Source organism: Pseudomonas sp. FBCC-B35 (assembly GCF_059133755.1).
In genome coordinates, this window is sequence record NZ_CP101439.1 from 1,546,168 (window position 1) to 1,571,265 (window position 25,098).

Genomic DNA, 25,098 nt, shown 5'->3' on the forward strand with positions numbered 1-25,098 from the left:
ATGTCCACTTTCGCGCAAATGATCGAAAACATCACCCCGGAAATCTACGAGAGCCTGAAACTGGCCGTGGAAATCGGCAAATGGTCGGACGGCCGCAAGCTGACTGCCGAGCAGAAAGAGCTGTCCCTGCAAGCGGTCATCGCCTGGGAGATGAAAAACCTGCCCGAGGACCAGCGCACCGGTTACATGGGCCCGCAGGAATGTGCGTCCAAGTCCGCCCCCGTTCCCAACATCCTGTTCAAGTCGGACTCGGTACATTGATCGAACTCGCTCGTGGCTCGTTGAGCAAAATGGCCGTCAGCCTGGCGGCCCCCGTGGTGCAATACAGCTTTCGCCTAGGCGATACCCTGGTGCCAGTCAACCCGCTGATCGGCAAGCCGCTGCGCCTGCACTACCTGGGCGCCATCCACTGCAGCCACTGCGGCAAGCGCACCAAGAGCAGCTACAGCCAGGGTTACTGCTACCCCTGCATGACCAAGCTGGCCCAGTGCGACATGTGCATCATGGCCCCGGAGCGCTGCCACTACGACGCAGGCACCTGCCGCGATCCGTCCTGGGGCGAGCAGTTCTGCATGACCGACCACGTGGTCTACCTGGCCAACTCCTCCGGTATCAAGGTCGGTATCACCCGCGCCACCCAGTTGCCCACCCGCTGGCTCGACCAGGGTGCCAGCCAGGCCTTGCCTATCCTCAGGGTGGCCACCCGGCAGCAGTCCGGGCTGGTCGAAGACCTGCTGCGCAGTCAGGTGCCGGACCGCACCAATTGGCGCGCCCTGCTCAAAGGTGACGCCGCGCTGCTTGATCTGCCGGCCTTGCGCGATCAGGTGCTGGAGGCGTGTGCCGAAGGGCTTGGCCAGCTGCAGGCGCGCTTCGGCCTGCAGGCGATTCAGCCCCTGACCGACGCCGAGGTCGTGCACATGACGTACCCGGTCCAGGCTTACCCCACCAAGGTGGTCAGCTTCAACCTGGACAAGACCCCGATCGTGGAGGGCACGCTGCTGGGCATCAAGGGCCAGTACCTGATCTTCGACACCGGTGTGATCAATATTCGCAAGTACACGGCCTACCAGTTGGCCGTGCTCCAGTAAAAGGGACCTGCAGATGCGTACCGAACAACCGCAAGTGATCCATCTCAAGGACTACAAGGCGCCTGAGTACCTGATCGACGAAACGCACCTGACCTTCGAGCTGTTCGAAGACCACACCCTGGTCCACGCGCAACTGATCATGCGCCGCAACCCGGTGCATGGGGGCGGCCTGCCTGCGCTGGTGCTCGACGGCCAGCAACTCGAGCTGGTGCGCGCCGCCCTCGACGATGAACCCTTGCAGGCCGGCGACTACCAGATCGACGCAGGCAGCCTGACCGTCCAGCCACGGGCAGCGCAATTCACCCTCGACACCACCGTCAAGATCCATCCGGAAACCAACACAGCGCTCGAGGGCCTGTACAAGTCCGGCAAGATGTTCTGCACCCAGTGCGAAGCCGAGGGTTTCCGCAAGATCACCTACTACCTCGATCGCCCCGATGTCATGAGCATCTTCACCACCACGGTGATCGCCGAGCAGCATCGCTACCCGGTGCTGCTCTCCAACGGCAACCCGGTAGGCAGCGGCCCTGCCGAGGATGGCCGTCACTGGGCGACCTGGGAAGACCCGTTCATGAAGCCGGCGTACCTGTTCGCCCTGGTCGCAGGCGACCTGTGGTGCGTGGAAGACACCTTCACCCGCCAGTCGGGCCGTGATGTGACCCTGCGCATCTATGTCGAGCCGGAGAACATCGACAAGTGCGACCACGCCATGGTCAGCCTGAAGAAGTCCATGCGTTGGGACGAAGAGGTGTATGGCCGCGAGTACGACCTGGACATCTTCATGATCGTCGCGGTCAACGACTTCAACATGGGGGCCATGGAAAACAAAGGCCTTAACATCTTCAACTCCAGCTGCGTGCTGGCGCGCGCCGAAACGGCCACCGATGCCGCGCATCAGCGGGTCGAAGCGGTGGTGGCCCATGAGTACTTCCACAACTGGTCGGGCAACCGCGTCACCTGCCGCGACTGGTTCCAACTGTCGCTCAAGGAAGGCTTCACGGTGTTCCGCGATGCCGAGTTCAGCGCCGACATGAATTCACGCACCGTCAAGCGCATCGAGGACGTTGCCTACCTGCGCACCCATCAGTTCGCCGAGGATGCGGGCCCCATGGCCCACCCGGTGCGCCCGGACAGCTTCATCGAGATTTCCAACTTCTACACCCTGACCGTGTACGAAAAAGGCTCGGAAGTGGTACGCATGGTGCGCACGCTGCTGGGGGCCGAGGGCTTCCGCCAGGGCAGCGACCTGTACTTCGAGCGTCACGATGGGCAAGCGGTGACCACCGACGACTTCATCAAGGCGATGGAAGATGCCAACGGCGTCGACCTGACTCAGTTCAAGCGCTGGTACAGCCAGGCCGGTACGCCGCGCCTGGAGGTGAGCGATGCCTACGATGAAGCGGCGCGCACCTATAGCCTGACGTTCCGCCAGAGCTGCCCACCCACCCCAGACAAGGCCGAGAAGCTGCCCTTCGTGATTCCGGTCGAATTGGGCCTGCTCGATGCCCAGGGCAACGACCTGCCGCTGCAATTGGCGGGCGAGTCCTCGGCAGTGGGCAGCACCCGGGTGCTGTCGGTGACCGAGGCCGAGCAGACCTTCGTCTTCCAGGGTATTGAAGCGCGGCCGCTGCCGTCGCTGCTGCGCGGTTTCAGTGCCCCGGTCAAGCTGAGCTTCCCATACGACCGCGACCAGTTGATGTTCCTGATGCAGCACGACAGCGACGGCTTCAACCGTTGGGAAGCCGGTCAGCAACTGGCCGTTCAGGTGTTGCAGGAGCTGATCGGCCAGCACCAGCTTGGTCAGGCGCTGCAACTGGACCCGCGTCTGCTCAAGGCGTTGGATACGGTGCTGGGCGACACCTCGCTCGATGCTGCCATGGTGGCCGAAATGCTCTCGCTGCCAGGGGAGGGCTACCTGACCGAGATCAGCCAGGTGGCCGATGTGGACGCCATCCACGCAGCCCGCGAGTTCGCTCGCCGGCAAATTGCCGAGCACTTGTTCGAGCCGCTCTGGACGCGTTACCAGGCCAACCGCGCGGTCTCGCGTAACACCGCGTACGTTGCCTCTGCCGAGCACTTTGCTCGCCGCAGCCTGCAGAACATCGCCCTGTCGTACCTGATGCTCAGCGCCAAACCGCAGGTGCTGGAAGCGACCCTGGAGCAGTTCGAGCAGTGCGACAACATGACCGAGCGCCTCACGGCCCTGGCGGTGCTGGTCAACTCGCCCTTCGAGGCCGAGCGCGCCAAGGCCCTGGAAAGCTTTGCTGAACACTTCAAGGACAACCCCCTGGTCATGGACCAGTGGTTCAGCGTGCAGGCGGCCAGTACCTTGCCAGGTGGCTTGGCACGGGTGAAGGCGTTGATGCAACACCCGGCCTTCACCCTGAAGAACCCGAACAAGGTGCGCGCGGTGGTCGGCGCCTTTGCCGGCCAGAACCTGGTCAACTTCCATGCTGCCGATGGCTCCGGCTACCGCTTCCTGGCGGATCTGGTGATCGAGCTCAATGCGCTCAACCCGCAGATCGCCTCCCGGCAATTGGCGCCGCTGACCCGCTGGCGCAAGTATGACGCCGCCCGGCAGGCCCTGATGAAGGGTGAGCTGGAGCGGATTCTGGCCGCTGGTGAACTCTCCAGTGACGTGTACGAAGTCGTGAGTAAAAGCCTGGCATGACGCCCCGGGGGGGCGCCTGATGGCCCCCCGATTTCGACTGCCGACGTTGTTACGCTGCACACGCAGCGCCTGCCGGGGAATCCTGTTCGCCTGCAGGCGCTGCATCTTCTGCGCATGAACCACGCGCCTTGCGCTGATAACAAAACATAACACCCCGCCCGTTGTGCTCCTCCAAATCCTCCCGTTACGATCACCGCACGCCCTTGCAGGCCTCTATTGCAGGCATTTGTGCGTTTCTGCAAGGTATTGACCCACCCAACAAAAATACAATCGGGGGCAGTCATGAGGAATTGGAGCAGGCGCGCTGGATGGCCGATGGCGGCCGCAGCAGTGCTCACCCTTGCACTGAGTGGATGGCAAGGCGCGCAGGCTGCGTCAGCCGATGAATACTCCACCGAATCGGCCAAAGCCAGTCAAAGGCTGTTGATCGACGCTGCCCATGCGGGCACGCGCGTGGTCGTGGTCGGCGACCGTGGCCATATCCTGTTCTCCGATGACCAGGGCAGCACCTGGACTCAGGCCCGCGTGCCAACCCGCCAGTTGCTGACGGCTGTCTTTTTCCTTGATGACAAGCGCGGTTGGGCCGTGGGCCACGATGCGCAGATCCTCGCCACCGGCGACGGCGGGGCGACCTGGAGCAAGCAGTTCGAAGACGTGTCGCGCGAAGCGCCCTTGCTCGACATTGTGTTCCTCGATGCCCAGCACGGCCTGGCCGTCGGCGCCTACGGCGCCTTGCTCGAAACCACGGACGGGGGCCAGCATTGGCAGGACGTGGCCGAGCGCCTCGACAACCCCGACCAGTTGCACCTCAATGCCATCACCCAGGTGCGTGACGCTGGTTTGTTCATCGTCGGGGAGCAGGGCAGCATGTACCGCTCCGAGGACAACGGGCAGCACTGGCAGAAAGTGGAAGGGCCTTACCAGGGGTCGCTGTTCGGCGTGATCGGCACTGCCCAGGCGCGTACCCTGCTGGCGTTCGGCTTGCGCGGCAACCTGCTGCGCTCCACCGACTTCGGCGACACCTGGCAATCGATCCCCTTGCAGGCTGCGCGAGGCGAGCTCGAATTCGGCCTGGCCGGTGCCACCTTGCTCGATGACGGCACCGTCGTGGTGGTCGGCAACGGCGGCAGCGTGTTGCGCAGCACCGATGCCGGCCAGACCTTCAGCGTCCACAACCGCCCGGACCGCATCGCCCTGTCCGGCGTCAGCGGCCTGCCCAACGGCGAGCTACTGCTGGTAGGGCAGGGCGGCGCCCACATCGCCAATGCCAAGGGGCTCGATGCCGCCGGCAGTGAGGCACAGCCATGAGCAGCCAGGAGCACATTCCCATGCAGCCGCATCATCAGGACAAAGCCACACTGCTCGAACGCCTGATCTTCAACAATCGGCCGGCGGTCATCATCCTCTGTGTGTTGGTCAGCCTCTTCCTGTTCTGGCAGGCCACGCAAATTCGCCCCTCCACCAGCTTCGAGAAAATGATCCCGTTGCAGCATCCGTTCATCGAACAGATGATGGAGCACCGCAACGACTTGGCCAACCTGGGCAACACCGTGCGCATCTCGGTCGAGGCGGTCAATGGCGACATCTTCGACAAAAACTACATGGAGACCCTGCGCCAGATCCACGACGAGGTGTTCTACATCCCAGGCGTCGATCGGGCCGGGCTCAAGTCGCTGTGGAGCCCGAGCGTGCGCTGGAGCGAAGTCACCGAGGAGGGGTTCTCCGGTGGCGAGGTGATTCCCAACACCTACGACGGCTCGCAGGCCAGCCTCGATACCCTGCGCGACAACGTGCTGCGGTCCGGGCAGATAGGGCGGCTGGTGGGCAACAACTTCAAATCCAGCATCATCGACGTGCCACTGCTGGAAAGTTACCCCGACCCACAGGACCCAGGGCGGGTGGTCAAGCTCGACTACCAGCAGCTCTCCCACTTGCTCGAAGAAAAGATTCGCGACAAGTTCCAGGCTCAGAACCCCAATGTGAAGGTGCATATCGTCGGGTTCGCGAAGAAGGTCGGTGACCTCATCGACGGGCTGGTCATGGTGGTGATGTTCTTCGGCATCGCCCTGCTGATCACCTGGGTGCTGCTGTACTGGTTCACCTGGTGCATCCGCAGCACCATCGCGGTGCTCATTACCACATTGGTGGCGGTGGTGTGGCAACTGGGGCTGATGCATGCGGTCGGCTTCGGCCTGGATCCGTATTCGATGCTGGTGCCGTTCCTGATCTTTGCCATCGGCATTTCCCACGGTGTGCAGAAAATCAACGGCATTGCCCTGCAATCGAGCGATGCAGACAACGCCCTGACGGCGGCCAGGCGCACGTTCCGGCAACTGTTCCTGCCAGGCATGATCGCCATTCTCGCCGATGCCGTGGGCTTCATCACCCTGTTGATCATCGACATCGGCGTGATCCGCGAACTGGCCATCGGTGCATCCATCGGCGTCGCGGTGATCGTCTTCACCAACCTGATTCTGCTGCCGGTGGCCATTTCCTATGTGGGTATCAGCAAGAAGGCCATCGAGCGCAGCAAGCGCGACGCCACCCGCGAGCACCCGTTCTGGCGGATGCTGTCGCGCTTTGCCAGCCCCAGAGTGGCGCCGGTTTCCATCGCCCTGGCCCTGGTCGCCTTCGCCGGGGGGCTGTGGTACAGCCAGAACCTGAAGATCGGCGACCTCGACCAGGGCGCACCGGAGCTGCGGCCCGACTCGCGCTACAACCAGGACAACAACTTCATCATCAGCAACTATTCCACCAGTTCCGATGTGCTGGTGATCATGGTCAAGACGGCCGCCGAGCAGTGTTCGGTGCATTCGACCCTGGCGCCGATCGACGAGCTGATGTGGACCATGGAAAACACGCCGGGTGTGCAGTCGGCCATTTCCCTGGTCAGCGTGTCCAAACAGGTGATCAAGGGCATGAACGAGGGTAGCCTCAAGTGGGAAACCCTCTCGCGCAACCCCGATGTCCTGAACAACTCCATCGCACGGGCCGATGGCCTGTACAACGGCGATTGCTCGCTGGCCCCGGTGCTGGTGTTTCTCAATGACCACAAGGCCGAGACCCTCGAGCGGGTGACGGCCGCTGCCAAGGCGTTTGCCGACAGCCACGACAGAGAAGGCTTGCAGTTCCTGCTGGCTGCCGGCAACGCTGGTATCGAAGCGGCCACCAACGAGGTGATCAAGTCGGCCGAATTGACCATCCTGATCCTGGTGTACCTGTGCGTGGCAGTCATGTGCCTGATCACCTTCCGTTCCTTCGCCGCGACCCTGTGCATCGTGCTGCCCTTGGTGTTGACCTCCGTGCTGGGCAACGCGCTGATGGCGTACATGGGCATCGGCGTCAAGGTGGCGACGCTGCCGGTGGTTGCGCTGGGGGTAGGCATTGGCGTGGACTACGGCATCTACATCTACAGCCGTCTGGAGAGCTTCCTGCGCGCCGGGTTGCCGCTGCAGGAAGCCTATTACCAGACGCTGCGCTCCACCGGCAAGGCGGTGCTGTTCACCGGCCTGTGCCTGGCCATCGGGGTATGTACCTGGATCTTCTCGGCGATCAAGTTCCAGGCGGACATGGGCCTGATGCTGACCTTCATGCTGTTGTGGAACATGTTCGGTGCGCTGTGGCTACTGCCGGCGCTGGCGCGGTTCCTGATCAAGCCCGAGAAGATGGCAGGCAAGGCGGGGGGCTCGATTTTCGCCCATTGAAACGACCGGGCGTTGCGCGGCCATGGGGGTATAATGCAGGGCTTTTCCACATGCAATGTCCCGTACAGGTACCCCCATGTCACCACTTGCCAGCGCCTTGCAACACTGCGACATGCTTCTGATAGACGGCCTTCACGCGTTCGATTTCACCTGCGACGAGCAGGGCCTTGCCATCGAATGCATGGACGGCCGCCAACTGCGGCGTTGGGTATTCACCGCCGCGCAGGTCGATGCTGCCAGTAAAGAAGTGAACGACTGGCGCATCTGCACTGCCGAAGGTGAGCACCGACTGATCTGTCTGGATGCATTTCGCGCACCGGAAGAAGAAGACCATGAACCGGACCTGGAAGACTCTGCTGACCGCTAGCTGCATGACACTGACCTACACTGCCCAGGCTGCCACTCTGCTGGTTGGCACCTACACAGACGGTGCCAGCCAAGGCATCTACCGCTACGCCTTCGACAGCGAAGCCGGCACAATCCGCCCCGAACCGCTGCAGGTGGTAGAGAGCGTCAGCCCCTCGTGGCTGGTGCTTTCCGAAGACAAGCGCCTGCTGTTTGCCGTCAATGAAACCGCAGACGGTCACGTCAGCGCATTCAACATTGCCAGCGATGGGAGTGTACGCCTGCTCGATCAAAAGCCCAGCCAGGGCGACGAGCCGACCCACGCCAGCCTCAGCCAGGACCAGCGTTATCTGTTCGTGGCCAACTACGCGGTCGACCCCGACCCAGGCGGCGGCCTTTCGGTGTTGCCAGTCGACAGGCAAGGCGCCTTGCAGTCGGTGGTCCAGCAGGTGCGTCATCAAGCCAGTGGGGTCAACCCCGAGCGGCAGGCCAGTGCCCATGTCCATTCGGTGGTGCCGTCTCCAGACGGCCAGCATGTCTATGCCAGCGACCTGGGTGCAGACAAGGTGTTCGTCTACCGCTACGACGGGGCGAGCACGAAAATGCCACTGACCCCGTCCCAGCCTGCCTCGGTGTCGTTGCCTGCGGGCAGTGGGCCACGGCATTTGCTGTTCGACGCCAGCGGCAAACATGCCTACCTGACCTTGGAAATGCATGCCGAAGTGGTGGTGTTCGATGTCCAGGAGGGCAACCTGATCGAACGCCAGCGTCTGCCATTGACCGAACGCCAGGAGGCGGCTGCCAAGGCAGGCGCGGGCCTGCACCTGTCGGCGGACGGTCGCTTTCTGTACGTCAGCAACCGCGGCACGGCCAATGAGATCGTCGTGTTCAGCGTGGGCAAGCAGGATGGACGGTTGGCGTTGGTGCAACGTCGCTCGGTCGAAGGTGACCACCCCCGTGAATTCGCGCTGGACCCCACTGACAAGTTCCTGCTGGTTGCCAATCAGAAGAGCAACCAGATCAAGGTCATGCGCCGCGATCCGCTCACGGGCAAGCTGGGGGAAACGGTACAGACCTTCGATCAGCCGGCACCGTCGGACCTGAAGTTCATACGATGACGTTCAAGCGGTACGGCGCTTGAATCACTTGGCCATAATGGCCTTGAACACGTCCGAGGCCAACCAGCCTTGCAGCCAACCACGAACCCTCGGATAGGGGGCTGTGGCAAACCAGTCGGGCTGGACTGCGGCAAACTGCCGGATCAGCGGCAACAGGGCGGCATCAGCGATGCTCGGGTGATCGGCCAACAGGTAGGGGCGGTTTTGCAGCAGGTGCTCCAGATGCTCCAGCCAGGGGTGCGTAGCGTCGCGGTAGTCGTGCTGTGACTGCTGGGGATACCGCTCGGCATACTTGTACAGGTTCACCTGGGCCTTGAAGGTGGTGTCGTTCACGGCGATCAGTGCATCGGCTTGCTGCGCCGCTTCGGGCGAGCTCGACAGGCGCCAGTCTTGCGGGTCGTTCTGCGCCAGTGCCCAGCGCATGATATCCAGGCTTTCATCGATTACCTGATCTCCGGTGTCCAGCACCGGGACGGTGCCCTTGGGTGACAGTGCCAGCAGGGCGGCGGGTTTGTGCTTCATGGCCACCTCCTGCACGGTCACCTCGCAGCCGGCATAGCGCAACGCAAGCCGGGCACGCATGGCCCAAGGGCAGCGGCGAAACGAATAGAGGATCAACCGCACACCTCAACGTCACTCAAGCCGTTGCCCAGGCGCCGGACTTGAATCTGCACCGGTATGCGTTCATGCATTTCCTGCACGTGGGAAATCACAGCCACTTTGCGACCTTGGGCCTGCAAGCCGTCCAACGCATCCATGGCCAGTTGCAAGGACTCGGGATCGAGACTGCCGAAGCCTTCGTCGATGAACAGCGACTCGATGCGCAAGGTGCTCGATGCCATCGAGGCAAGCCCCAGGGCTAGGGCCAGGGAAACCAGGAAGGTCTCACCGCCTGACAGCGAGTGCACCGAGCGCAGTTCATCGCCCATTTCGGTGTCCAGTACCAGTAACCCCAGCGCACTGCCGCCGCGCTTGAGCCGATAGCGCCGCGCCAGTTGACGCAGCTGAGCGTTGGCATGGTGCAGCAGCAGATCGAGGTTGTAGCCCTGGGCGATCTTGCGGAACACGTCCCCCGAAGCCGAGCCGATTAGACCACTGAGCCGCGCCCAGCGCTGCCACTGCTGTCGGGCTTGCTCCATCTGCTCGGCCAGGGCCTGCGAGGCGTGCTGTCGCCGCTGGTCATCCGCCTGTTGGGCCCGCAGCTCGGCGCAGGTCTGCTCGTGAACGACCAGACGCTCACGCAGTTCGAGCAGCGCCTGGTCCACAGCCTGGACCGAAGTGTCCAGCGTGATCAGCGCCGCGTGCTGGTGCAGGCGCTGCTCGCGTTCCTGAAGCAGCACACGGCTCTGCTCGAGGGTTTTTTCAGCGCCCTGCAGGCGCTGGCGCAGTTCACCGACCTGAGTGTCGTCCATGGCCAGCAGGCGATCGAGCCCTGTATCGTCCAGCTCCGGGTGCGCGTCGCGCCACTGGGCGATCTGATCATGCAGCTGCCTGGCTTCTTGCTCCAGCGCCTGCAACTGCTCGGTGCTGGCCTTGAGCTCACCGGCCACTTGCACAGCCTGGGTATGCAAGCCTTGCAGGCGCTGGGCGAGGTCCGCCTCGACCGCGCGCGCGTGCTCCAGCGCGGTGTCCATGTGCTGTTGCCAGGCCTCGGCACTGATGTGCTCGCCCAGTAATTGCGCGAGCATGGCCATTGCGTGCTGGCGCTGCTCCTCCAAGCCTCTGAGCTGCTCACCAAGCTGCGCGAGGCGTTGCACACGCACCTGGTGTTGATCGTGCAGTTTGTCCAGCTGGACCTGGCGGGCTTGCTGTTCTTCCAGCTCATCGTTGCGTTGGTCGAGCTGGTGCAGGCGCTGGGCGATCTGTTGGTCGAGGGCAAGAAACGCATTGGCCGGATCGTCTTGCAGGGCCTTGAGCGCTTCGTCGGGCAGTACCCCGGCCAAGTCCGCGAGCCCTTGCTGAAGGAGGCGCTCGTCGTTTTCCAGTGCCAGGTGCTGTTGCTCCAGATGGCGCTGCGCTTGTTGGTGCGCGTCCTGGGCGGCTTGCAGCTGCTGGTTGAGGCGAGCGGCCTCTTTTTGCAGGGTGAGCAAGGCCCGCTGGCGCGTCTCGTCGTTGCCGATTTCGGTATCCAGGCGCCGTAGTTGGCCGTCGAGCCAGCTGCTGCGGGCATGATCGTCCTGGGGTGCCAATGCAGGCCAGAGGGCGTGCTCATGAAGCTGCGCGACCAAAGGCTGCAAGTGTTCGTCCAATACCGGCAGCTGTTGCTGATAGTCCTTGAGCTGGGCATTGACCACCCCTAGCTGGGTGCGCAGTTCCACCAGGCGCGTATTGAGCGCTGTGACCTGACGCTGGGCAGCCGCTTCTTCGGCCTGGTCATGTTCGCCCAGGCTTTGCAGCAACACCTCGGGTTGGTGGAACGGGTGTTCGGCGCTGCCGCACACCGGGCAGGGCTCGCCGCCCCGCAGTTGCTCACGCAGGGCTTGGACCGTGGTGTTGCGGGCCAGCCGCTGGCGCTCCAGCAGTTGGCGCGTCAGGTTCAGTGCCTGCTCGGCGCTTTCCAGCTCAGCCTTGGCGGCCGTGCCTTCGCCGATCAGGCGCTGGCGCTCGACCATGGCTTGCTGCTGACGTTCACGCAGGGTGGCCTGTTGCTGATGCAACTCAAGCACGCGGGCGTGTACAAGCGTCAATTGCTCCACGGCGCGATGCTGCTTGCGGTTGTCCTGCAGCATGCTGCCGAGCAGGTCGATTTGTTCTGCCAGGGCGTCGGGCTGCGCCTTGGCTTCCCGGAACAGGGCGTCATGGGCGTCGCGTTCGGCCTGAAGGTGCGCAGTGGCCTGGCTGGCTTGAGCCTGCAGGCCGGGCAGTTCCTCGCGGCCTTTGCCCAGGCGGCCGCCGATCAGCATCACCTGCTTGAGCTGCGGCAGATAGGCATGCCACGCGCTGGCCAGCCCGGCCAGGTGCTGGCTGTGGGCCAACGCCGTGTCGATCTGGGCCAGTTGCTGTTGACTGCGTTCTTGGCTGGCGTGCAGTTGCTGCAACTGCTGTTGGGCCTCAGCCACCTGATGTTCGGCCTGCTGGCTGTCGCTGCGCTGGACGGCCAGTTGCTGATCGAGCCGGGCCAAGTTGTCCTGGGCCGTGAAGGCTTGACGCAGCAAGGGACCGGCGTCGCTATGGGCGGCCTGGGCGGCGGTCAACGCAAGACGGGCTGTTTCCAGCGCCTGCTGCTGCTCGGCCGTACGCTGCTGCAGCTCGGCGAGCTGCCGGGTGTGTTCGTCAAGTTTGGCGGTGATCGGCGCGCGCTGCGCTGCCAGTGCCTGCTGGCGGTGAAACTGATGGCGCTGCGGGGCAAGACGCTCAAGGCGCGCCAGGTCCAGGCGCGGCTCGGCCAAGGCTTGCCAGTCCTGCTCGGCAGCCTCCAGGGCAGTGCGGGCCTGCGCGTGCTGGGCTTGAAGCTGCTCCTGCTCGATCAACCCGCTGCGTTGCTGCTCCAGCTGTCGCTCGCCAGCCTGGTCGGCTTTGAGCTGGTGCTGCGCCTGTTCCAGGCGTTGGTCCAGTTCGGCGCGGGCGTCTACTGGCATGGGCAACAGGTGGCTAGCTCGCTCTTTCAAGGCGGCATGCGCCTCGCCGGCCTCGCGGGCTCGGGCAAACGCCCGTTGGCCCAGCCGCGAATAGATCGAGGTGTTGGTCAGTTTCTCCAGCAGTTCGCTGCGCTCGCGGTCGTCGGCCTTGAGAAACGCGCTGAACTCGCTTTGCGCCAGCATCACGGCGCGGGTGAACTGTTCGAAGTTAAGGCCCAGGCGCGTCTCGATCAGCTGCTTGTATTCGTTCTTGCCGCTGCCCAGCACCTGCTCGCTGTCCAGGTCGTAGAAGCTCTGGCGGCTGAGCTGGAGTTTGCCATTGGCCTTCTCGCGGGCGCGGTTCGCTTCCCAGCGCGCCCGGTAGCGGCGCCCGTCCACGCCGACGAAATCCACCTCGGCAAAGCCACTGCCGGTACCGCGGCGCAGCAGGTTGCGCGGGTCCGAGGTGGGTATCTCGCCATCGCCGTCCGGCACCTTGGCCTCACGGCCGATGTCATTCAGGCGTGGCACCGTGCCGAACAGCGCCAGGCACAGCGCGTCGAGCAGGGTGCTTTTACCCGCCCCCGTGGGGCCGGTGATGGCAAACAGACCCGCGCCTGCCAGGGGCTCCTGGGTGAAGTCGATATCGATCGGGCCCGCCAGCGATGCCAGGTTCTTCAGGCGAATGGCAAGAATCTTCATGGTTGCTCTTCTTCGTGCTGTACGTCCTGCAGCAGCAGGGCGAAATCGGCCAGCGTCTGCTCATCGGCAGGGTCGCCATAGGCTTGCGCCCAGGCACGGCTGAACAGGTCTTGCGGGGTCATCTGGGCCAGCTCGACGAACGCCGGGCCTTCGTCATCGGCCGTTCGGCCGGCGTACTCGGCACCTATGCGAATCAACCGTACCGCCTTTTCGTGCAGGGCGGTTTCGATCTGCTGGCGCAGGTCGGGCTGCGGCTCGTTCAGCACGACGCGCACCTCCAGCCAAGGCTGGCGGTTGGGATCATCGAGCAGGTCCACCACCGGCAAGTCGGCCAGTTGCGTCAGGACCTCGTCCAGTGGGGCCGGCCCTATGCGTTGCAACGGCACCGCACGCGGAACTGGGCGAGCCTCGACACTGGCCAGCGCCGCGCCGTCGAAGGTGACTTCCAGCACCTGGTGGGGGTAGTTCACCTCGGCAAACGACAACGGGATGGGCGACCCGCTGTAGCGGATCCGTTCTTCGCGATTGACCTTCTGGGGCTTGTGCAGGTGGCCCAGGGCGACGTAGCTGATGGCTTTGTCGAAGAGCTTGGCCGGCAATGCCTCGGCGTTGCCGATGATCAGGCTGCGCTCGGAGTCTTCGGAGACCGCACCGCCGGCCATGTGGGCGTGGCTGATGGCGATCAGCGCCTGGTCCTTGCGCTGCCTGGCCTGGGCGGCGGCGATCAGTTGCTGGTGGACCCGGGTGATGCCTTGCAGGTAGTCGTCGCCCAGTTGCAGGCCGGTCACCTCCGCCGGCCGCAGGAACGGCAAGGCCAGGCACCAGGCGGTCACCTTGCCGCGCGCGTTGGTCAGCGGAATCAGCAGCCGCTCGACATCCAGTTGTCCATCGTCCAGCCAGTGCACACGGCCCAGTGCATGGGTGCGCAGGCGGCGCATCAAGGGTGCAGGCAGCTCGATGCGCGAGCCGGAGTCGTGGTTGCCGGCGATCATCACGATGTCGAGTTTCGGCTGCTGTTCGTGGGCCCTGACGATGAAATCGTACAAGCGCTCCTGGGCCTTGACCGGCGGGTTGACGGTGTCGAAGACGTCGCCTGCGATCAACAGCGCATCAGGCTGGCGCAGGTGCAGCTGGCCGAGCAGCCACTCGAGGAAGCAGGCGTGTTCGAAGTCGCGTTCCTGGCCATGGAGACTTTGGCCCAGGTGCCAATCGGAAGTGTGAAACAGACGCATGGATGACCTGTGGGTATGAAGTCGGGCGAGCGGGCAAGGGCGTTATGGTACCCCATGGGCGCGGCGCTGTGCGGGCCGGTAAAGCCGGTCGGTACACGGCGCGAACCCGGTCGATGACGCGCCGCCACATGCTCACTTGGGATACAGCGGTGGCAGGCTGGCGCTCTCGCCGGTGGGCAGCAGCACCTGTTCGGCCGGTGGAATGGTGCCGATCGCCCGCCACAGGTCTTCACCTTGCCAGTGCTGGCCGCTTTCGCTGTACAGCGCGCCGTTCAACCCATCCAGGGCGTCGGACAAGGGTACGAAGCGCGCCGCCATCTCGGCCAGGGTCTGCGGCTGTTGCCGCGCCCAGGCATCCAGGGCCTGGCGCGTGGCCTGGGGGTCGTTGGCCAGGCAGGCGCGCTTGAGGTCGTCCAGCAGGGTGCGCGGGCTCGGCCCTGCCTGCGCCGCACGCAGCACCGCTGGCTGCGAACGGGCGCGCCACCACAGGGTGAAGCCCAGCAGCGTGGTCAACGCAAGCAACAGGGTCGCCAGCTGCCAAGGCCACAGCAGTGTGCTGCTGCCATTGCCCACCACCGGGGCCTCGGCCACCAGGGCAGGGTTGTCCTGCACGGTGATCGAGCGTGCAGGCAGGCCACTGTGCTCGAGGTGATCTTCGCGGGTGTTCCACCACGTCACTTCCAGCGCAGGCAAGGCCAGCGGGCCGCTGTGGGTGGGAATGAGCGCCTCGCGTTCCTCGCGGGTGGCGGTCATGCCCCGTTCGCTGATCTCGTTGCGCAACAACGGTTGATCGGGGTAGCGGCGCAGGCCATTGGCTTCGGTAGGCGGCACTGGCGGCAACTGAGCGCTGGACAGCCCTTCGGCGCGCAGGGTGACGGTGCGGGTCAACGAATCGCCGATCTGGGTCTGCTGGGCGGCAGGATCGGGGCTCCAGCGTTCCTCCAGGGTCAGGCTACGCGCGGGCAGCCAGGGCAGCCCGGCCGGCCACTGGGCCGGGACGGGCCGTACCGTCAGACGCAGCGGCGTAGAGCTTACCTGTACCTGGCGGCCGGCACGGGCAGCGCCGTTGCCGTTCTGCTCGCCCTGGCTATTGGCCGCAGCCGTGGCGGTGAAGGTCAGCGAAGGAATGTCCAGGGTGCCGCTTTGCTGGGCATAGACAGCATAGCGCGTTTCGATCACGCCATGGCGCACACCCTGAATTTCCTTTTCGTAGGTGCGCGATTCGCCCAGGGGCTCGACCTTGGCGTTTTCCAGTTGCAGCGGGCTGAGGCTGCTGTCGTCATACAGCGCAACCGAATGGTAGATGCGCAGGGTCAGTACAGCCTGGGCCTGCACGTAGACATCGGTGCTGTCCAGGGTCGCCTCGATGAACACCTGGGCGTTGTCCTGGCGGTTGGCATCGGCTTGCAGCACTTGCAGGTCTACCGGCTGGCTGAACGACTGCCCCAATTGCAGGGCAGGGATCTGCAGGCTGCCGCTGCGCCGGGGCAGGAGCGTGATGATCCAGCGGGTGCTGGCGCGGGTCTCGCCATCGAGGGTGTGCAGGCTGTTCAACTGCCGGGTACTGCGCACCTCGAAGTCACCTTCCAGTGCCCGCAGGTCAGGCTTGCCGAACTCGGTCACATCCTGGCTTTCGAGGGTCAGCTCCAGGCTCTCGCCGGCTTCCAGACGTGTACGGTCGACACTGGCCTTGAGCGACGGCTCGGCGTGAGCCAGCACGTTCCAGAGCAGCATGAGGAGAAAGACGCCGCAGCGACTCATCGTGGGGTTTCCTGTTGCAATTGCTGTTCGTACCAGAATTTGCGCCGTAGCAACTGCGCGGGATTGTCGGGGATTTCTCGGAGCCATTGTTCCAGCGCCTGGCGTTGCTCGGCATCGAGCGCGGTGGTGACAGGCGCGTGGGGTGGGTCGACCACATCGTCATCCTCGCCTGGCGGGTTGCCAGATGCACCCTGGTCACCGCCGTCGCCTTGGGCCGAGGCGCCGTCCCCCGCCTGCTCGTCGGAACCGGGCGCAGGCTCTGCCGGGCTACCTTGCGCGCTGCTGTTGCCCTCGGTTTCACGACCAGGCGAATCCTGGGCGTCGGTGCTGCCGGGCTGTTCGGCAGCCTTGCCTTGGCGCTGGGCCAGCATTTGCTCGACCAGTGCCTGGTTGTCCAGCGCCGCCTGCAGGTCTGGCTGACGCTCCAGGGCTTGATCATACGCGTCCAGCGCCGCTTCCAGTTCACCACTGTATGCCAGAGCATTGCCGCGATTGTAGTGCGCGGCGGCCGTGTCGACCTGCAGAAACGCCTCGGCAGCGCCGGCATAGTCACCCGCCTGGTACAGGGCCATGCCTCGCCATTGCGGGTCACGGAAGCGGCCGGCCGCTTCGGCCGCTCGACCCTGCTCGAGCAGGCGCTGGCCTTGCTGGTCGGGGCGCAGCCACAGATCGTCGAGCTCGAACGCCTGGCCGGGCTGGGGCAGGGCCAGCAACAGCGGCAGGCAGAACAGCCAACCCCGCCGACCGGCACAGGCCGCCAGCAGCAGCAACGGAATCAGCAACCAGTACCCTTGGTCGGCCCAGCTGTCCAGTTGCAGGGTCTGGCCTTCGCTGCGTGTGCTGCGCGGGTTGTCGAATAGCCCTAGGCCGCGCAGGTCCAGGTCATCGATGCGGGCATGCCGGTAACGCCCGCCAGTACCATTGATGAAGCCTTTGAGCGCCGCGCCGTCCAGCCGTGGCAACAGGATCGCGCCCTGGTCGTCCTTGAGAAATTCCCCGTTGGCTTGGCGCACTGGCGCCCCGTCACGGCTGCCGATGCCCAGCATCAGCAGGCTTGGGCCATGGCGACCCAGGGCCTGGCTGATGCCTTGGCGCTCGGCGGCGCTGAGCGAGGACCCGACCAGCAGCAGTCGGCCCTGGCCAAGGCCGCTCTGGGCGAGCAGGGCCAGGCCCTTGTGCACGGCAAGGTCTGCCCGCTGGCCAGGCTTGGGCATGATCGAGGGGTCGAGTGCTTCGAGCAGGTTGCGTGTTGTGGCCAGGTCGTCGGACAGCGGCACCAGGGTATGCGCCGACCCTGCGTAGACCACCAGTGCGGTCTGGCTGTCACGGCGGTGCTCGAGTACGTCGAGTATCTTGCGACGCGCCTGCTCAAGACGATTGGGCGGGCTGTCCTCGGCCAGCATCTGCGGGGTCAGTTCCAGCAGGATGACCAGAGGATCGGCAGGCCGCTGGCGGCTTTCCTCCACGCGTTGCCAGCTCGGGCCCAGCAGGGCCAGCACCACCAGCAGCCAGGCAAGGCCCAGGGCTATCCAGGGTAGCTTGCTGGTGTTGCCACTGCCGCCACCGAGCAGCACGTTATGGAAGGCCGGGGGCAGGATCATTTGCCAGCGCCCGGCGCGCCTGCGCCGGTGCCAAAGCTTGAACAGCAACCAGCCGAGCACGGGAATGCTCAGCAACCACAGCGGGCGCAACCATTGGGGCCATAGATCGATCATCGCGGCCTCCTCAGGCGCAGGCGTTTGAGGCGCTGCCGCCATTGTGGGTGCGGTTGCAGAAAGCGCGGCTTGCGCAATTGTCGTTGCAGCGGGTTGTCCGGCCACTGCACGCTGATCACCAGCAGCACGCTCAGCAGCAGCGCCAAGGCCAGTGGCCAGGCATACAAGGCCTTTGCCGTACGCGTCTGGGTCGGCTGTTGCGCCACCGGTTCAAGCCGGTCAAGCGTGTCACCGATGGCATCGAGTTCGGCGCCATCATGGGCGCGGAAATACGCGCCCTGGGTGGTCTCGGCGATTTCGCGCAAGGACGCTTCATCCAGGTCCAGGCTTGGGTTCAGGCCCAGTAGGCCAGGGGTGCCGGTGGCTTGCGGATCGGCGCCAATGCCGATGGTGTAGATGCGCACGCCCTCCTGAGCGGCCAAACGGGCGGCGGTGAGGGGGTGGATCAGCCCGCCATTGTTGGCCCCGTCGGTGATCAGCACCAGCACTCGGCTCTGCGAGGGCCGCTGGCGCAGCCGCTTGACGGCCAGGCCGATGGCATCGCCAATGGCGGTGTTCTTGCCGGCGATGCCGATCTGGGCTTCATCGAGAAAGGTGCGCACCGTGCGCCTGTCGAAGGTCAGCGGGGCCTGCAGGTAGGCTTGGCTGCCGAACAGGATCAGCCCCACCCGGTCACCTTCACGGTCCTGCAAGAAGTCGCCCAGCAGCGCCTTGACCAGGTCGAGCCGGCTGATGTCTTCGCCCTGCCACTGCATGTCCGGGAAGTCCATCGAGCCGGACACGTCCACTGCCACCAGCAGGTCGCGCCCACTGGCTGCCACCGGCATCGGCTCGCCCAGCCATTGGGGGCGAGCGGCGGCGCACAGCAACAGCAGCCAGATCACGACGAACGGGGCCTGCTGGCGCCAGGTCGGCAGGTTCAGGCGGGCGCGGCGCCCCGCCAGGCTTTCAAGCTCTTGCAGGAAGCCGACTTTGAGGACAGGCTCTCCACTGTCGGCGGCAGGCAGCACGAGCCGTGCCAGCCAAGGCAGGGGCAGCAAGGCGAATATCCACGGCCAGGCCAGTTCAAACATGCTTGCGAATCCAGGTTTCCACCGCCTGGCTAAGCCCGGCGATGGCCTTGTCGTCCAGGCGGCATTCGGGCTTGTAGGCCCCTTCGACCAACACCATCCAGCGGGTCAGGCCTGCTGCCGGGCAGCGGTTGTCAAGAAAGGCCAGCCATTGCCGGCCATTTAGCGTGTGGCTATTGGCCAAGGGGTAGTGACTGCGACACAGCCGTTTGAGCAGGGCATTGATCTGCTGCAGCCAGGCGCCGGCAGGCGCTTTGTCGTAGGGGCGGGGCAGACGCGCCAGTTCCTCGAGCGCCGCCACGCGCACCGGGTCGAGCGGCTGCTCGGTGCGTGGTAGGGGCCGTTTGCGTGGGCGCCAGCGACGCACGCGCCACAGGCCCCAGGCCAGCACGGGCAACAACGCCAACATCAGCCACCAGCCAGGCGCCGGTGGCCAGGGGCTGATCGGCGGGGGCGCGATCAATGGCTGCAACTGGTCAAGCGGGTTCACGAGGCGCTGCCCATGCGCTGGGCACTCAGGTAATCGCGCAATTGCTCGATCATCTCGCTTTGCGTGGTCAGTGGCATCAGCAGCACCCTGAGCTTTTGCGCCATCAATTCCCAGCGCTCGATGCGCGCCTCGGCTTGGTGCCGGTAGGCCTGGCGCAGCCCTTCGTCCAGCGTGTCCAGCTCCAGCTGCGCGCCCCGTTGCGCAAACCTCAGCAAGCCGGCCGCTGGCAGAGCGTGGTCCAGCGGGTCCGATACCGGCATCAGCAACAGGTCGCAGTGTCGCGAGAGCATGGCCAGGTGTTGTTCGCACTGGGGCGTCAGCGAGCGCTCATCGCAAATCACGATGGCCAGACTGCCTGGCCTCAATACTTCACGCGCCCTGCGCAGCGCAAGGCCAAGGCTATCGGCCTGGGCGACGCCTTCGGTGTGCAGCGACTGGTTGACCTTGGCCAGACGATTGAGCAGTTGCAGCAGGCTTTGCTTGCTGCGCCTGGGTTTGATCTCGTGGGGATCGTTGTCACCGAACACCAGCCCCCCGATCCGGTCGTTGTGCCCCAGCGCGGCCCAGCCGAACAGGGCCGCCGCCTGAGCCGCCAGTACCGACTTGAACACCAGCCCGGAGCCGAAGAACAGCCGCTGGCTCTGCTCCACGAGAATGAAGATCGGCCGCTCGCGTTCTTCGTGAAACAGCTTGGTGTGAGGCTCCTGGGTGCGGGCAGTGACCCGCCAGTCGATGTTGCGCACATCGTCACCGGCCTGGTACACCCGAACCTGATCGAAGTCCACACCCCGGCCCCGCAGCTTGGAATGGTGCAGGCCCACCAGCGGGCTACGTTGGCCGGGGTTGGAGAACAGCTGGATTTCGCGCACGCGGTGGCGCATGTCGATGAGTTCGGCAAGGGTGATACGAATGCCGGGCTCGATCAGCGGGGTGCTGGACATGGGGTCAGGCAACGGCCACGACGTCGAGGATACGCTGCACGACCCGGTCCTGGTCGACCCCCGCCGCCTCGGCTTCGAACGACAGGATGATGCGGTGGCGCAACACGTCGAACAGTACCGCCTGAATGTCCTCGGGGCTGACGAAATCGCGCCCGGCAAGCCACGCATGGGCCCGTGCGCAGCGGTCCAGGGAAATCGAGCCGCGCGGGCTGGCGCCATAGGCAATCCAGTCGGCCAGTTCGTTGTCGAATTTGGCCGGCGTACGCGTGGCCATGACCAGTTGCACCAAGTACTCCTCCACCGCGTCTGCCATGTACAGGCCGAGGATTTCCTTGCGAGCTGCGAAGATCGCCTGCTGGCTGACCCGCCGCTCGGGCTTGGTCTCACCGCCCAGCGCCTCGCCGCGAGCCTGGGCCAGGATGCGGCGCTCCACGGCAGCGTCGGGGAAGCCGATCTTGACATGCATCAGGAAACGGTCGAGTTGCGCCTCGGGCAGGGGATAGGTGCCTTCCTGCTCGATCGGGTTCTGCGTGGCCATGACCAAGAACAGCGGCGACAGGTCGTAGGTGCTTCGCCCCACACTGACCTGGCGCTCGGCCATGGCTTCGAGCAGCGCCGATTGCACCTTCGCCGGCGCCCGGTTGATTTCGTCCGCCAGCACCAGGTTATGAAAGATCGGCCCCTGCTGGAACACGAAGCTCCCGGTCTCGGGCCGATAGATCTCGGTGCCGGTGATGTCGGCGGGCAGCAGGTCGGGGGTGAACTGGATACGGTGAAATTGCGCCTCGATGCCCTCGGCCAGTTCCTTGATGGCCTTGGTCTTTGCCAGGCCCGGCGCACCTTCCACCAGCATGTGGCCATCGGCCAACAGCACGATCAGCAGCCGCTCGACCAGCTTTTCCTGGCCAAGGATCTGGGAAGAGAGAAAGGTGCGCAGCGCGATCAGCGCCTCACGGTGTTCCATCGGCGACGGTTCCTGATAGAGGACCAGGCGGCTGATGGCAGCGGCCCGGCAAGGGTTGATACTTTAATCCATCCGAGGGGGTGGCGACCAATGGCGGCTTGGAAATTTATCTGAAGGGCGGCCTATCAGAAGATCAGCGCGGTCCTCGGGATAAGTGCCGTAGCGTTGAAATCCTGGGTTTGCTGCGCTGCCCATCACAGCCCATCACAGCCCATCGCGGCCAGTCCGGCGCCCCGGCCAAGCCGTTCCAAGTCCCGCGTAACCCTGAGCCCTGCGCTCTATCGATCACGGCGATAACCACTATCGAGCGGCCGGCCTCTCGCCTGGCGGCCCGTGCTCTTTATACTCGCGGCCTGATTTAGCCTCTCGTGCGCCTCGTTCAGGCGCCATGTCATGGAAATGTGCACAATGCCAAGCGTCAGCCCAGCCCCTCGTGGTCTGCCCGAACACCAACAGCAAAGCCTGCTCCAGCAGTGGCTGGCCATTCTCTCCGTGGCCGTGGGCGCGTTCGCCTTGGTGACCAGCGAGTTTCTTCCAGTCGGCGTGCTGAACGACGTCGCCAACGATCTGGGCATCAGTGCAGGCCTTGCCGGGCTGATGGTCACCTTGCCCGGCATCATGGCAGCCCTGGCGGCGCCGACCATTTCTGTCGGTGTCGGCAACCTGGACCGGCGCTACCTGCTGATCGGCCTGACCTTGATCATGATCCTGGCCAACGCCATCGTCGCGTTTGCCGGTAATTTTCACCTGTTGCTGCTGGGGCGCGTGCTGCTGGGGGTGAGTATCGGTGGCTTCTGGGCGACCGCCATTGCCTTGAGCAGCCGCCTGGCGCCCGATGGCGTCGGGGTGGCCAAGGCCAACTCGATCATCATGGCCGGCGTTACCCTGGCCACGGTCATCGGTGTGCCGGTGGGTACCTGGCTCAGCGGGCTGATGGGCTGGCGGATGACGTTCCTGGTCACTGCCGTGGTAGGGGTGCCGGTACTGTTGGCGCAGGTCATGCTCCTGCCCCGGTTGATGCCGGAGAAGGCCATTCGCATCAGCGACCTGCCGGCGTTGTTCATCAATCCACAGGCGCGCGTGGGCCTGATTGCCGTGTTGCTGATCGGGCTGGCGCATTTTGCCGCCTACACCTACGTGGCCCCTTTCTTCAAGCAAAACGCCGGCTTCGATGGCCCAACCATTGGCTCATTGCTGCTGCTCTACGGCGTGGCGGGGTTCATGGGCAATATCTTCGCAGGCTTTGCGGCCAACCGCAGCGTGCGGCATACCTTGCTGCTGGTGGCGCTGCTGATTGCCGTGAGCACGGCGCTGTTCCCGCACTTTGCCACTGGCATGACAGGCGCTGCGATGCTGATCGCGTTATGGGGCTTTGCCTTCGGGGCGTTTCCTGCCTGCGCGAACATCTGGATGTTCGTGGTCGCGCCCAAGGATGTGGAGCGGGGCATGCCGCTGTTCGTGGCCATGTTCCAGGTCATCATCGCCGTAGGGTCGTTCTTTGGTGGGCAGGTGGTCGATCACCTGGGCACCGGCGTGCTGCTGAGCATGGCCACGGCACTGGTAGGTTGCGGTTTCGTGACGGTGCTGGTGCTCGGGCGCAGTGTCAGTAATGCACTGGTCAGCCAGCCGGGTTGAGGGCGCTGAGCCACTCGCGTCCGTGCGGCACTGGGAGGATTGGAATGAACGCGGCGTACCGACTGTCGGTCGCATGTTCACACCCTCCAAGAAGGAAACCTGCAATGAAAGCGATGACTCGACTGTTCACTGGCCTGGCCCTGGTTGGCGCGATGGGCGCTTCTGTTGCCTGGGCCGATCAGCCCGGCGCCGACTGGAAAGTGAACAAGGATCAGGCCGAAGCTGCCCTCAAAGGCGCCGGCTACACACAGATCACCAAGATCGAAGCCGATGACGGTCATTGGGAAGGCGAGGGGATGAAAGCTGACGGCAAGCAGTACGAGTTCAAGGTCGACCCGCGAGATGGCCGTATCGTCAAGGATGAACTGGATAACTGAGTTCAGCCTGCATTGAAAGCCCATCAGGCCCACGCACCCGCGTGGGCCTGATGCATTCGGTCAGCGGCGCAGCAGACGCGACACCACCATGGCCAGCGCGGCACCGATGGCCACGGCAGCAAACGGCTTTTCCTTGACGAAGGACGAGACGCAGTTCACGGCATCGCCGTAAGTCTTGGTCACCTGGCCAGCAGCCTGACGGCCTTCACCTTCGGCTTCCAGGGCCGGATCGTCGACCAGACGGCCTACAGCGCTCTGGGCTTTACCCGCAATGTTCTCTGCTACACCTTCGATCTGTTCGCGTTTCATGGTTCGGTCATCCTTTCGCTAACGGGATTGGTTAAATAGCAAAAGGTTAGGGCGTTAGCGCCGCCGATTGGTTCCAACCAAAGCGGCGCCAGATACTACCGCGCCGTGCACCTGCTGCGGTTACGTGCCCTCACGCACGTGCCGTTCCAAGATCCTGGGCCCGCTGCCTTCCTCGCCCAGTACGTCCTGTGGGTTGCGTAGCGGGCATTGCTCCAGCGACAGGCAGCCGCAGCCGATGCAGTTGTCCAGGTTGTCGCGCAACGCCTGGAGCAGGCGAATGCGCTGGTTCAGGTCTTCTCGCCACGCACTGGACATTTCGCGCCACTGGGCTGCCGTGAGCTTGCTGTTGGGCGGGTAGCGCCCCAGCGCCTGCTTGATTTCATCCAGGGCAATACCGGTGCGCTGGGCCACCTTGATGATTGCCAGGGTGCGCAGCACCAGCGACGGATAGCGGCGTTGGTTGCCAGCCGTGCGCGTGCTGGCGATCAAACCCTTGCTTTCGTAGAAATGCAGTGCCGATACCGCGATACCGCTGCGGCGAGCCACCTCACCTACGGTAAGCATCCGTGTCGATTCTGCTGCCATGCGAGTGGATCTCCAATGGGTGTACTGGGGGGCGTCAGAACGCTGGGGGGACAGCCGCGGCGCTTGCGGGCATGCGGTCGCGACGTAACTGGTTGACCAGGCTGTAGCGATCAGCGGGGTAGAGGTTTTCGCAGACCGCCATCAGGTCGCCGTTTTCCTCGCGGTAGTGGCGCACCACGCACAGCGCCGGTGCCCCCGGCTCGGCACTTAATACACGGGCCTGGTCAAGGGTCAGTGACTGTGCCTGAACGTGCTGGTCGATCACGGCGATCACCCGCTCGTAGTGCTGCTCGATCAGGCGGGCGATCAACTGCTCGGGATGTGCCTGGGCCAGTTCGATCACCTGCGCGTAGTCGGATTGGGCATAGACGGCGCTTGCACACACCACCAAGGGGTGGCCCGCAGAGGTACTGTGCAACGCCTCGATGCAGAAGTACTGTTCCCCTGGCACCAGCCCCAGTCGCTCGGCCTCCTCAGGGGCAGCCACGAATTGGCGAACAGCGCGAATCTGACGCACGGGTGCCTGAAGATGATGCGAGAGCTCTGCCAGGCTCGCTATCGACTGCCGGTAGCCGATCTGAGGGTGGCGCGCCTCGACGCGTGTCCCAATGCGCTTGCGCCGCGACACCAGGCCCAGGCTCTGCAACTGCTCGACCGCCGCGCGAACCGTATGCCGGCTCACACCGTAGAGCGCGCACAGTTCGATTTCAGTGGGCAACAAGCCCCCGACCGGATAGCGGCTGCTGGCGATTGCCTCGATCAAGTCCTTGGCCACAGTGGCATAGCGGGCTTGGTGCATGGGTAGAACCTGTCTGGACGTTGTACAAAGGCGCC

General features: G+C 64.4%; 21 protein-coding genes. 9 read left to right on the plus strand and 12 right to left on the minus strand.

Annotated elements, in window-relative coordinates:
• The 7 genes from NMB38_RS06925 (at position 1) to NMB38_RS06955 (ending at position 8,926) form a co-directional block, all read left to right on the plus strand.
• Positions 1–261, plus strand: a complete 261-nt coding sequence (locus NMB38_RS06925; RefSeq protein WP_023533690.1) for a YeaC family protein — start codon at positions 1–3, stop codon at positions 259–261.
• Entirely contained in the window at positions 258–1,088 is an 831-nt protein-coding gene (locus NMB38_RS06930) for a DUF2797 domain-containing protein (protein ID WP_027916512.1), read from the plus strand. The genes NMB38_RS06925 and NMB38_RS06930 overlap by 4 nt, the downstream gene beginning before the upstream one ends.
• Positions 1,089–1,101: 13 nt before the next feature.
• Positions 1,102–3,759: an aminopeptidase N gene (pepN, locus tag NMB38_RS06935; protein ID WP_059183187.1), complete on the plus strand. Its 2,658-nt coding sequence runs from the start codon at positions 1,102–1,104 to the stop codon at positions 3,757–3,759.
• Between the two features lie 282 nt (positions 3,760–4,041).
• On the plus strand, positions 4,042–5,067 hold the full coding sequence (locus NMB38_RS06940; protein WP_027916514.1) for a WD40/YVTN/BNR-like repeat-containing protein: 1,026 nt from the start codon (positions 4,042–4,044) through the stop codon (positions 5,065–5,067).
• A 20-nt stretch (positions 5,068–5,087) separates the two neighbouring features.
• Complete coding sequence (locus NMB38_RS06945; RefSeq protein WP_490806125.1) at positions 5,088–7,463, plus strand: efflux RND transporter permease subunit; 2,376 nt, start codon at positions 5,088–5,090, stop codon at positions 7,461–7,463.
• 76 nt (positions 7,464–7,539) lie between these two features.
• On the plus strand, positions 7,540–7,830 hold the full coding sequence (locus tag NMB38_RS06950; RefSeq protein ID WP_027916516.1) for a DUF5629 family protein: 291 nt from the start codon (positions 7,540–7,542) through the stop codon (positions 7,828–7,830).
• On the plus strand, positions 7,796–8,926 hold the full coding sequence (locus tag NMB38_RS06955; protein WP_281212110.1) for a lactonase family protein: 1,131 nt from the start codon (positions 7,796–7,798) through the stop codon (positions 8,924–8,926). Before NMB38_RS06950 ends, NMB38_RS06955 begins: the two co-directional genes overlap by 35 nt.
• 24 nt (positions 8,927–8,950) lie before the next feature.
• Here NMB38_RS06955 and NMB38_RS06960 read toward each other — a convergent pair whose 3' ends face one another.
• The 9 genes from NMB38_RS06960 to NMB38_RS07000 all read right to left on the minus strand — a co-directional run bounded on the left by NMB38_RS06960 (position 8,951) and on the right by NMB38_RS07000 (position 21,358).
• Positions 8,951–9,544 carry a glutathione S-transferase gene (locus NMB38_RS06960; RefSeq protein WP_028688150.1) on the minus strand — a complete coding sequence of 198 codons (594 nt, stop codon included), beginning with the start codon at positions 9,542–9,544 and terminating at the stop codon, positions 8,951–8,953.
• Positions 9,541–13,185 (minus strand): AAA family ATPase, encoded by a 3,645-nt coding sequence (locus NMB38_RS06965; RefSeq protein ID WP_132578965.1) that lies wholly within the window; start codon positions 13,183–13,185, stop codon positions 9,541–9,543. The genes NMB38_RS06960 and NMB38_RS06965 overlap by 4 nt, the downstream gene beginning before the upstream one ends.
• Positions 13,182–14,417, minus strand: coding sequence for an exonuclease SbcCD subunit D C-terminal domain-containing protein (locus NMB38_RS06970; protein ID WP_028688152.1), 1,236 nt, complete (start codon positions 14,415–14,417; stop codon positions 13,182–13,184). The genes NMB38_RS06965 and NMB38_RS06970 overlap by 4 nt, the downstream gene beginning before the upstream one ends.
• Before the next feature lie 132 nt (positions 14,418–14,549).
• Entirely contained in the window at positions 14,550–16,178 is a 1,629-nt protein-coding gene (locus NMB38_RS06975) for a BatD family protein (RefSeq protein ID WP_286887309.1), read from the minus strand.
• Complete coding sequence (locus NMB38_RS06980) at positions 16,175–17,893, minus strand: tetratricopeptide repeat protein (protein WP_027916522.1); 1,719 nt, start codon at positions 17,891–17,893, stop codon at positions 16,175–16,177. Before NMB38_RS06980 ends, NMB38_RS06975 begins: the two co-directional genes overlap by 4 nt.
• The gene (locus tag NMB38_RS06985; protein WP_494354930.1) at positions 17,890–18,966 is read right to left on the minus strand and encodes a vWA domain-containing protein; all 1,077 of its coding nucleotides are present in this window, start codon (positions 18,964–18,966) and stop codon (positions 17,890–17,892) included. The genes NMB38_RS06980 and NMB38_RS06985 overlap by 4 nt, the downstream gene beginning before the upstream one ends.
• A complete protein-coding gene (locus tag NMB38_RS06990) occupies positions 18,959–19,453 on the minus strand; it encodes a DUF4381 domain-containing protein (protein ID WP_345956689.1) in 495 nt (164 codons plus the stop codon). The genes NMB38_RS06985 and NMB38_RS06990 overlap by 8 nt, the downstream gene beginning before the upstream one ends.
• On the minus strand, positions 19,450–20,394 hold the full coding sequence (locus tag NMB38_RS06995) for a DUF58 domain-containing protein (RefSeq protein WP_027916525.1): 945 nt from the start codon (positions 20,392–20,394) through the stop codon (positions 19,450–19,452). The genes NMB38_RS06990 and NMB38_RS06995 overlap by 4 nt, the downstream gene beginning before the upstream one ends.
• Before the next feature lie 4 nt (positions 20,395–20,398).
• On the minus strand, positions 20,399–21,358 hold the full coding sequence (locus NMB38_RS07000) for an AAA family ATPase (RefSeq protein ID WP_023533720.1): 960 nt from the start codon (positions 21,356–21,358) through the stop codon (positions 20,399–20,401).
• Positions 21,359–21,766: 408 nt separating this feature from the next.
• Here NMB38_RS07000 and NMB38_RS07005 point away from each other — a divergent pair, with 408 nt between their 5' ends.
• Complete coding sequence (locus NMB38_RS07005) at positions 21,767–22,993, plus strand: MFS transporter (RefSeq protein WP_027916527.1); 1,227 nt, start codon at positions 21,767–21,769, stop codon at positions 22,991–22,993.
• A 104-nt stretch (positions 22,994–23,097) separates the two neighbouring features.
• Positions 23,098–23,370 carry a PepSY domain-containing protein gene (locus tag NMB38_RS07010; protein ID WP_027916528.1) on the plus strand — a complete coding sequence of 91 codons (273 nt, stop codon included), beginning with the start codon at positions 23,098–23,100 and terminating at the stop codon, positions 23,368–23,370.
• A 60-nt stretch (positions 23,371–23,430) separates the two neighbouring features.
• Here NMB38_RS07010 and NMB38_RS07015 read toward each other — a convergent pair whose 3' ends face one another.
• From NMB38_RS07015 to NMB38_RS07025, 3 genes are all read right to left on the minus strand, one after another.
• Positions 23,431–23,679 (minus strand): CsbD family protein, encoded by a 249-nt coding sequence (locus tag NMB38_RS07015; protein ID WP_125922556.1) that lies wholly within the window; start codon positions 23,677–23,679, stop codon positions 23,431–23,433.
• Positions 23,680–23,799: 120 nt separating this feature from the next.
• The gene (soxR, locus tag NMB38_RS07020) at positions 23,800–24,264 is read right to left on the minus strand and encodes a redox-sensitive transcriptional activator SoxR (protein ID WP_088523048.1); all 465 of its coding nucleotides are present in this window, start codon (positions 24,262–24,264) and stop codon (positions 23,800–23,802) included.
• A 34-nt stretch (positions 24,265–24,298) separates the two neighbouring features.
• The gene (locus NMB38_RS07025) at positions 24,299–25,063 is read right to left on the minus strand and encodes a GntR family transcriptional regulator (protein WP_059183183.1); all 765 of its coding nucleotides are present in this window, start codon (positions 25,061–25,063) and stop codon (positions 24,299–24,301) included.
• Positions 25,064–25,098: the final 35 nt, after the last annotated feature.

Bases quoted from the DNA above. Each gene is read 5' to 3' on its own strand.
- NMB38_RS07000 (WP_023533720.1), bottom strand. From the start codon at position 21,358: ATGGAACACCGTGAGGCGCTGATCGCGCTGCGCACCTTTCTCTCTTCC.
- NMB38_RS06940 (WP_027916514.1), top strand. From the start codon at position 4,042: ATGAGGAATTGGAGCAGGCGCGCTGGATGGCCGATGGCGGCCGCAGCA.
- soxR (WP_088523048.1), bottom strand. From the start codon at position 24,264: ATGGCAGCAGAATCGACACGGATGCTTACCGTAGGTGAGGTGGCTCGC.
- NMB38_RS06945 (WP_490806125.1), top strand. From the start codon at position 5,088: ATGCAGCCGCATCATCAGGACAAAGCCACACTGCTCGAACGCCTGATC.
- pepN (WP_059183187.1), top strand. From the start codon at position 1,102: ATGCGTACCGAACAACCGCAAGTGATCCATCTCAAGGACTACAAGGCG.
- NMB38_RS06970 (WP_028688152.1), bottom strand. From the start codon at position 14,417: ATGCGTCTGTTTCACACTTCCGATTGGCACCTGGGCCAAAGTCTCCAT.
- NMB38_RS07010 (WP_027916528.1), top strand. From the start codon at position 23,098: ATGAAAGCGATGACTCGACTGTTCACTGGCCTGGCCCTGGTTGGCGCG.
- NMB38_RS07005 (WP_027916527.1), top strand. From the start codon at position 21,767: ATGCCAAGCGTCAGCCCAGCCCCTCGTGGTCTGCCCGAACACCAACAG.
- NMB38_RS06965 (WP_132578965.1), bottom strand. From the start codon at position 13,185: ATGAAGATTCTTGCCATTCGCCTGAAGAACCTGGCATCGCTGGCGGGC.
- NMB38_RS07015 (WP_125922556.1), bottom strand. From the start codon at position 23,679: ATGAAACGCGAACAGATCGAAGGTGTAGCAGAGAACATTGCGGGTAAA.
- NMB38_RS06980 (WP_027916522.1), bottom strand. From the start codon at position 17,893: ATGATCGATCTATGGCCCCAATGGTTGCGCCCGCTGTGGTTGCTGAGC.
- NMB38_RS06975 (WP_286887309.1), bottom strand. From the start codon at position 16,178: ATGAGTCGCTGCGGCGTCTTTCTCCTCATGCTGCTCTGGAACGTGCTG.
- NMB38_RS06955 (WP_281212110.1), top strand. From the start codon at position 7,796: ATGAACCGGACCTGGAAGACTCTGCTGACCGCTAGCTGCATGACACTG.
- NMB38_RS07025 (WP_059183183.1), bottom strand. From the start codon at position 25,063: ATGCACCAAGCCCGCTATGCCACTGTGGCCAAGGACTTGATCGAGGCA.
- NMB38_RS06950 (WP_027916516.1), top strand. From the start codon at position 7,540: ATGTCACCACTTGCCAGCGCCTTGCAACACTGCGACATGCTTCTGATA.
- NMB38_RS06985 (WP_494354930.1), bottom strand. From the start codon at position 18,966: ATGTTTGAACTGGCCTGGCCGTGGATATTCGCCTTGCTGCCCCTGCCT.
- NMB38_RS06995 (WP_027916525.1), bottom strand. From the start codon at position 20,394: ATGTCCAGCACCCCGCTGATCGAGCCCGGCATTCGTATCACCCTTGCC.
- NMB38_RS06925 (WP_023533690.1), top strand. From the start codon at position 1: ATGTCCACTTTCGCGCAAATGATCGAAAACATCACCCCGGAAATCTAC.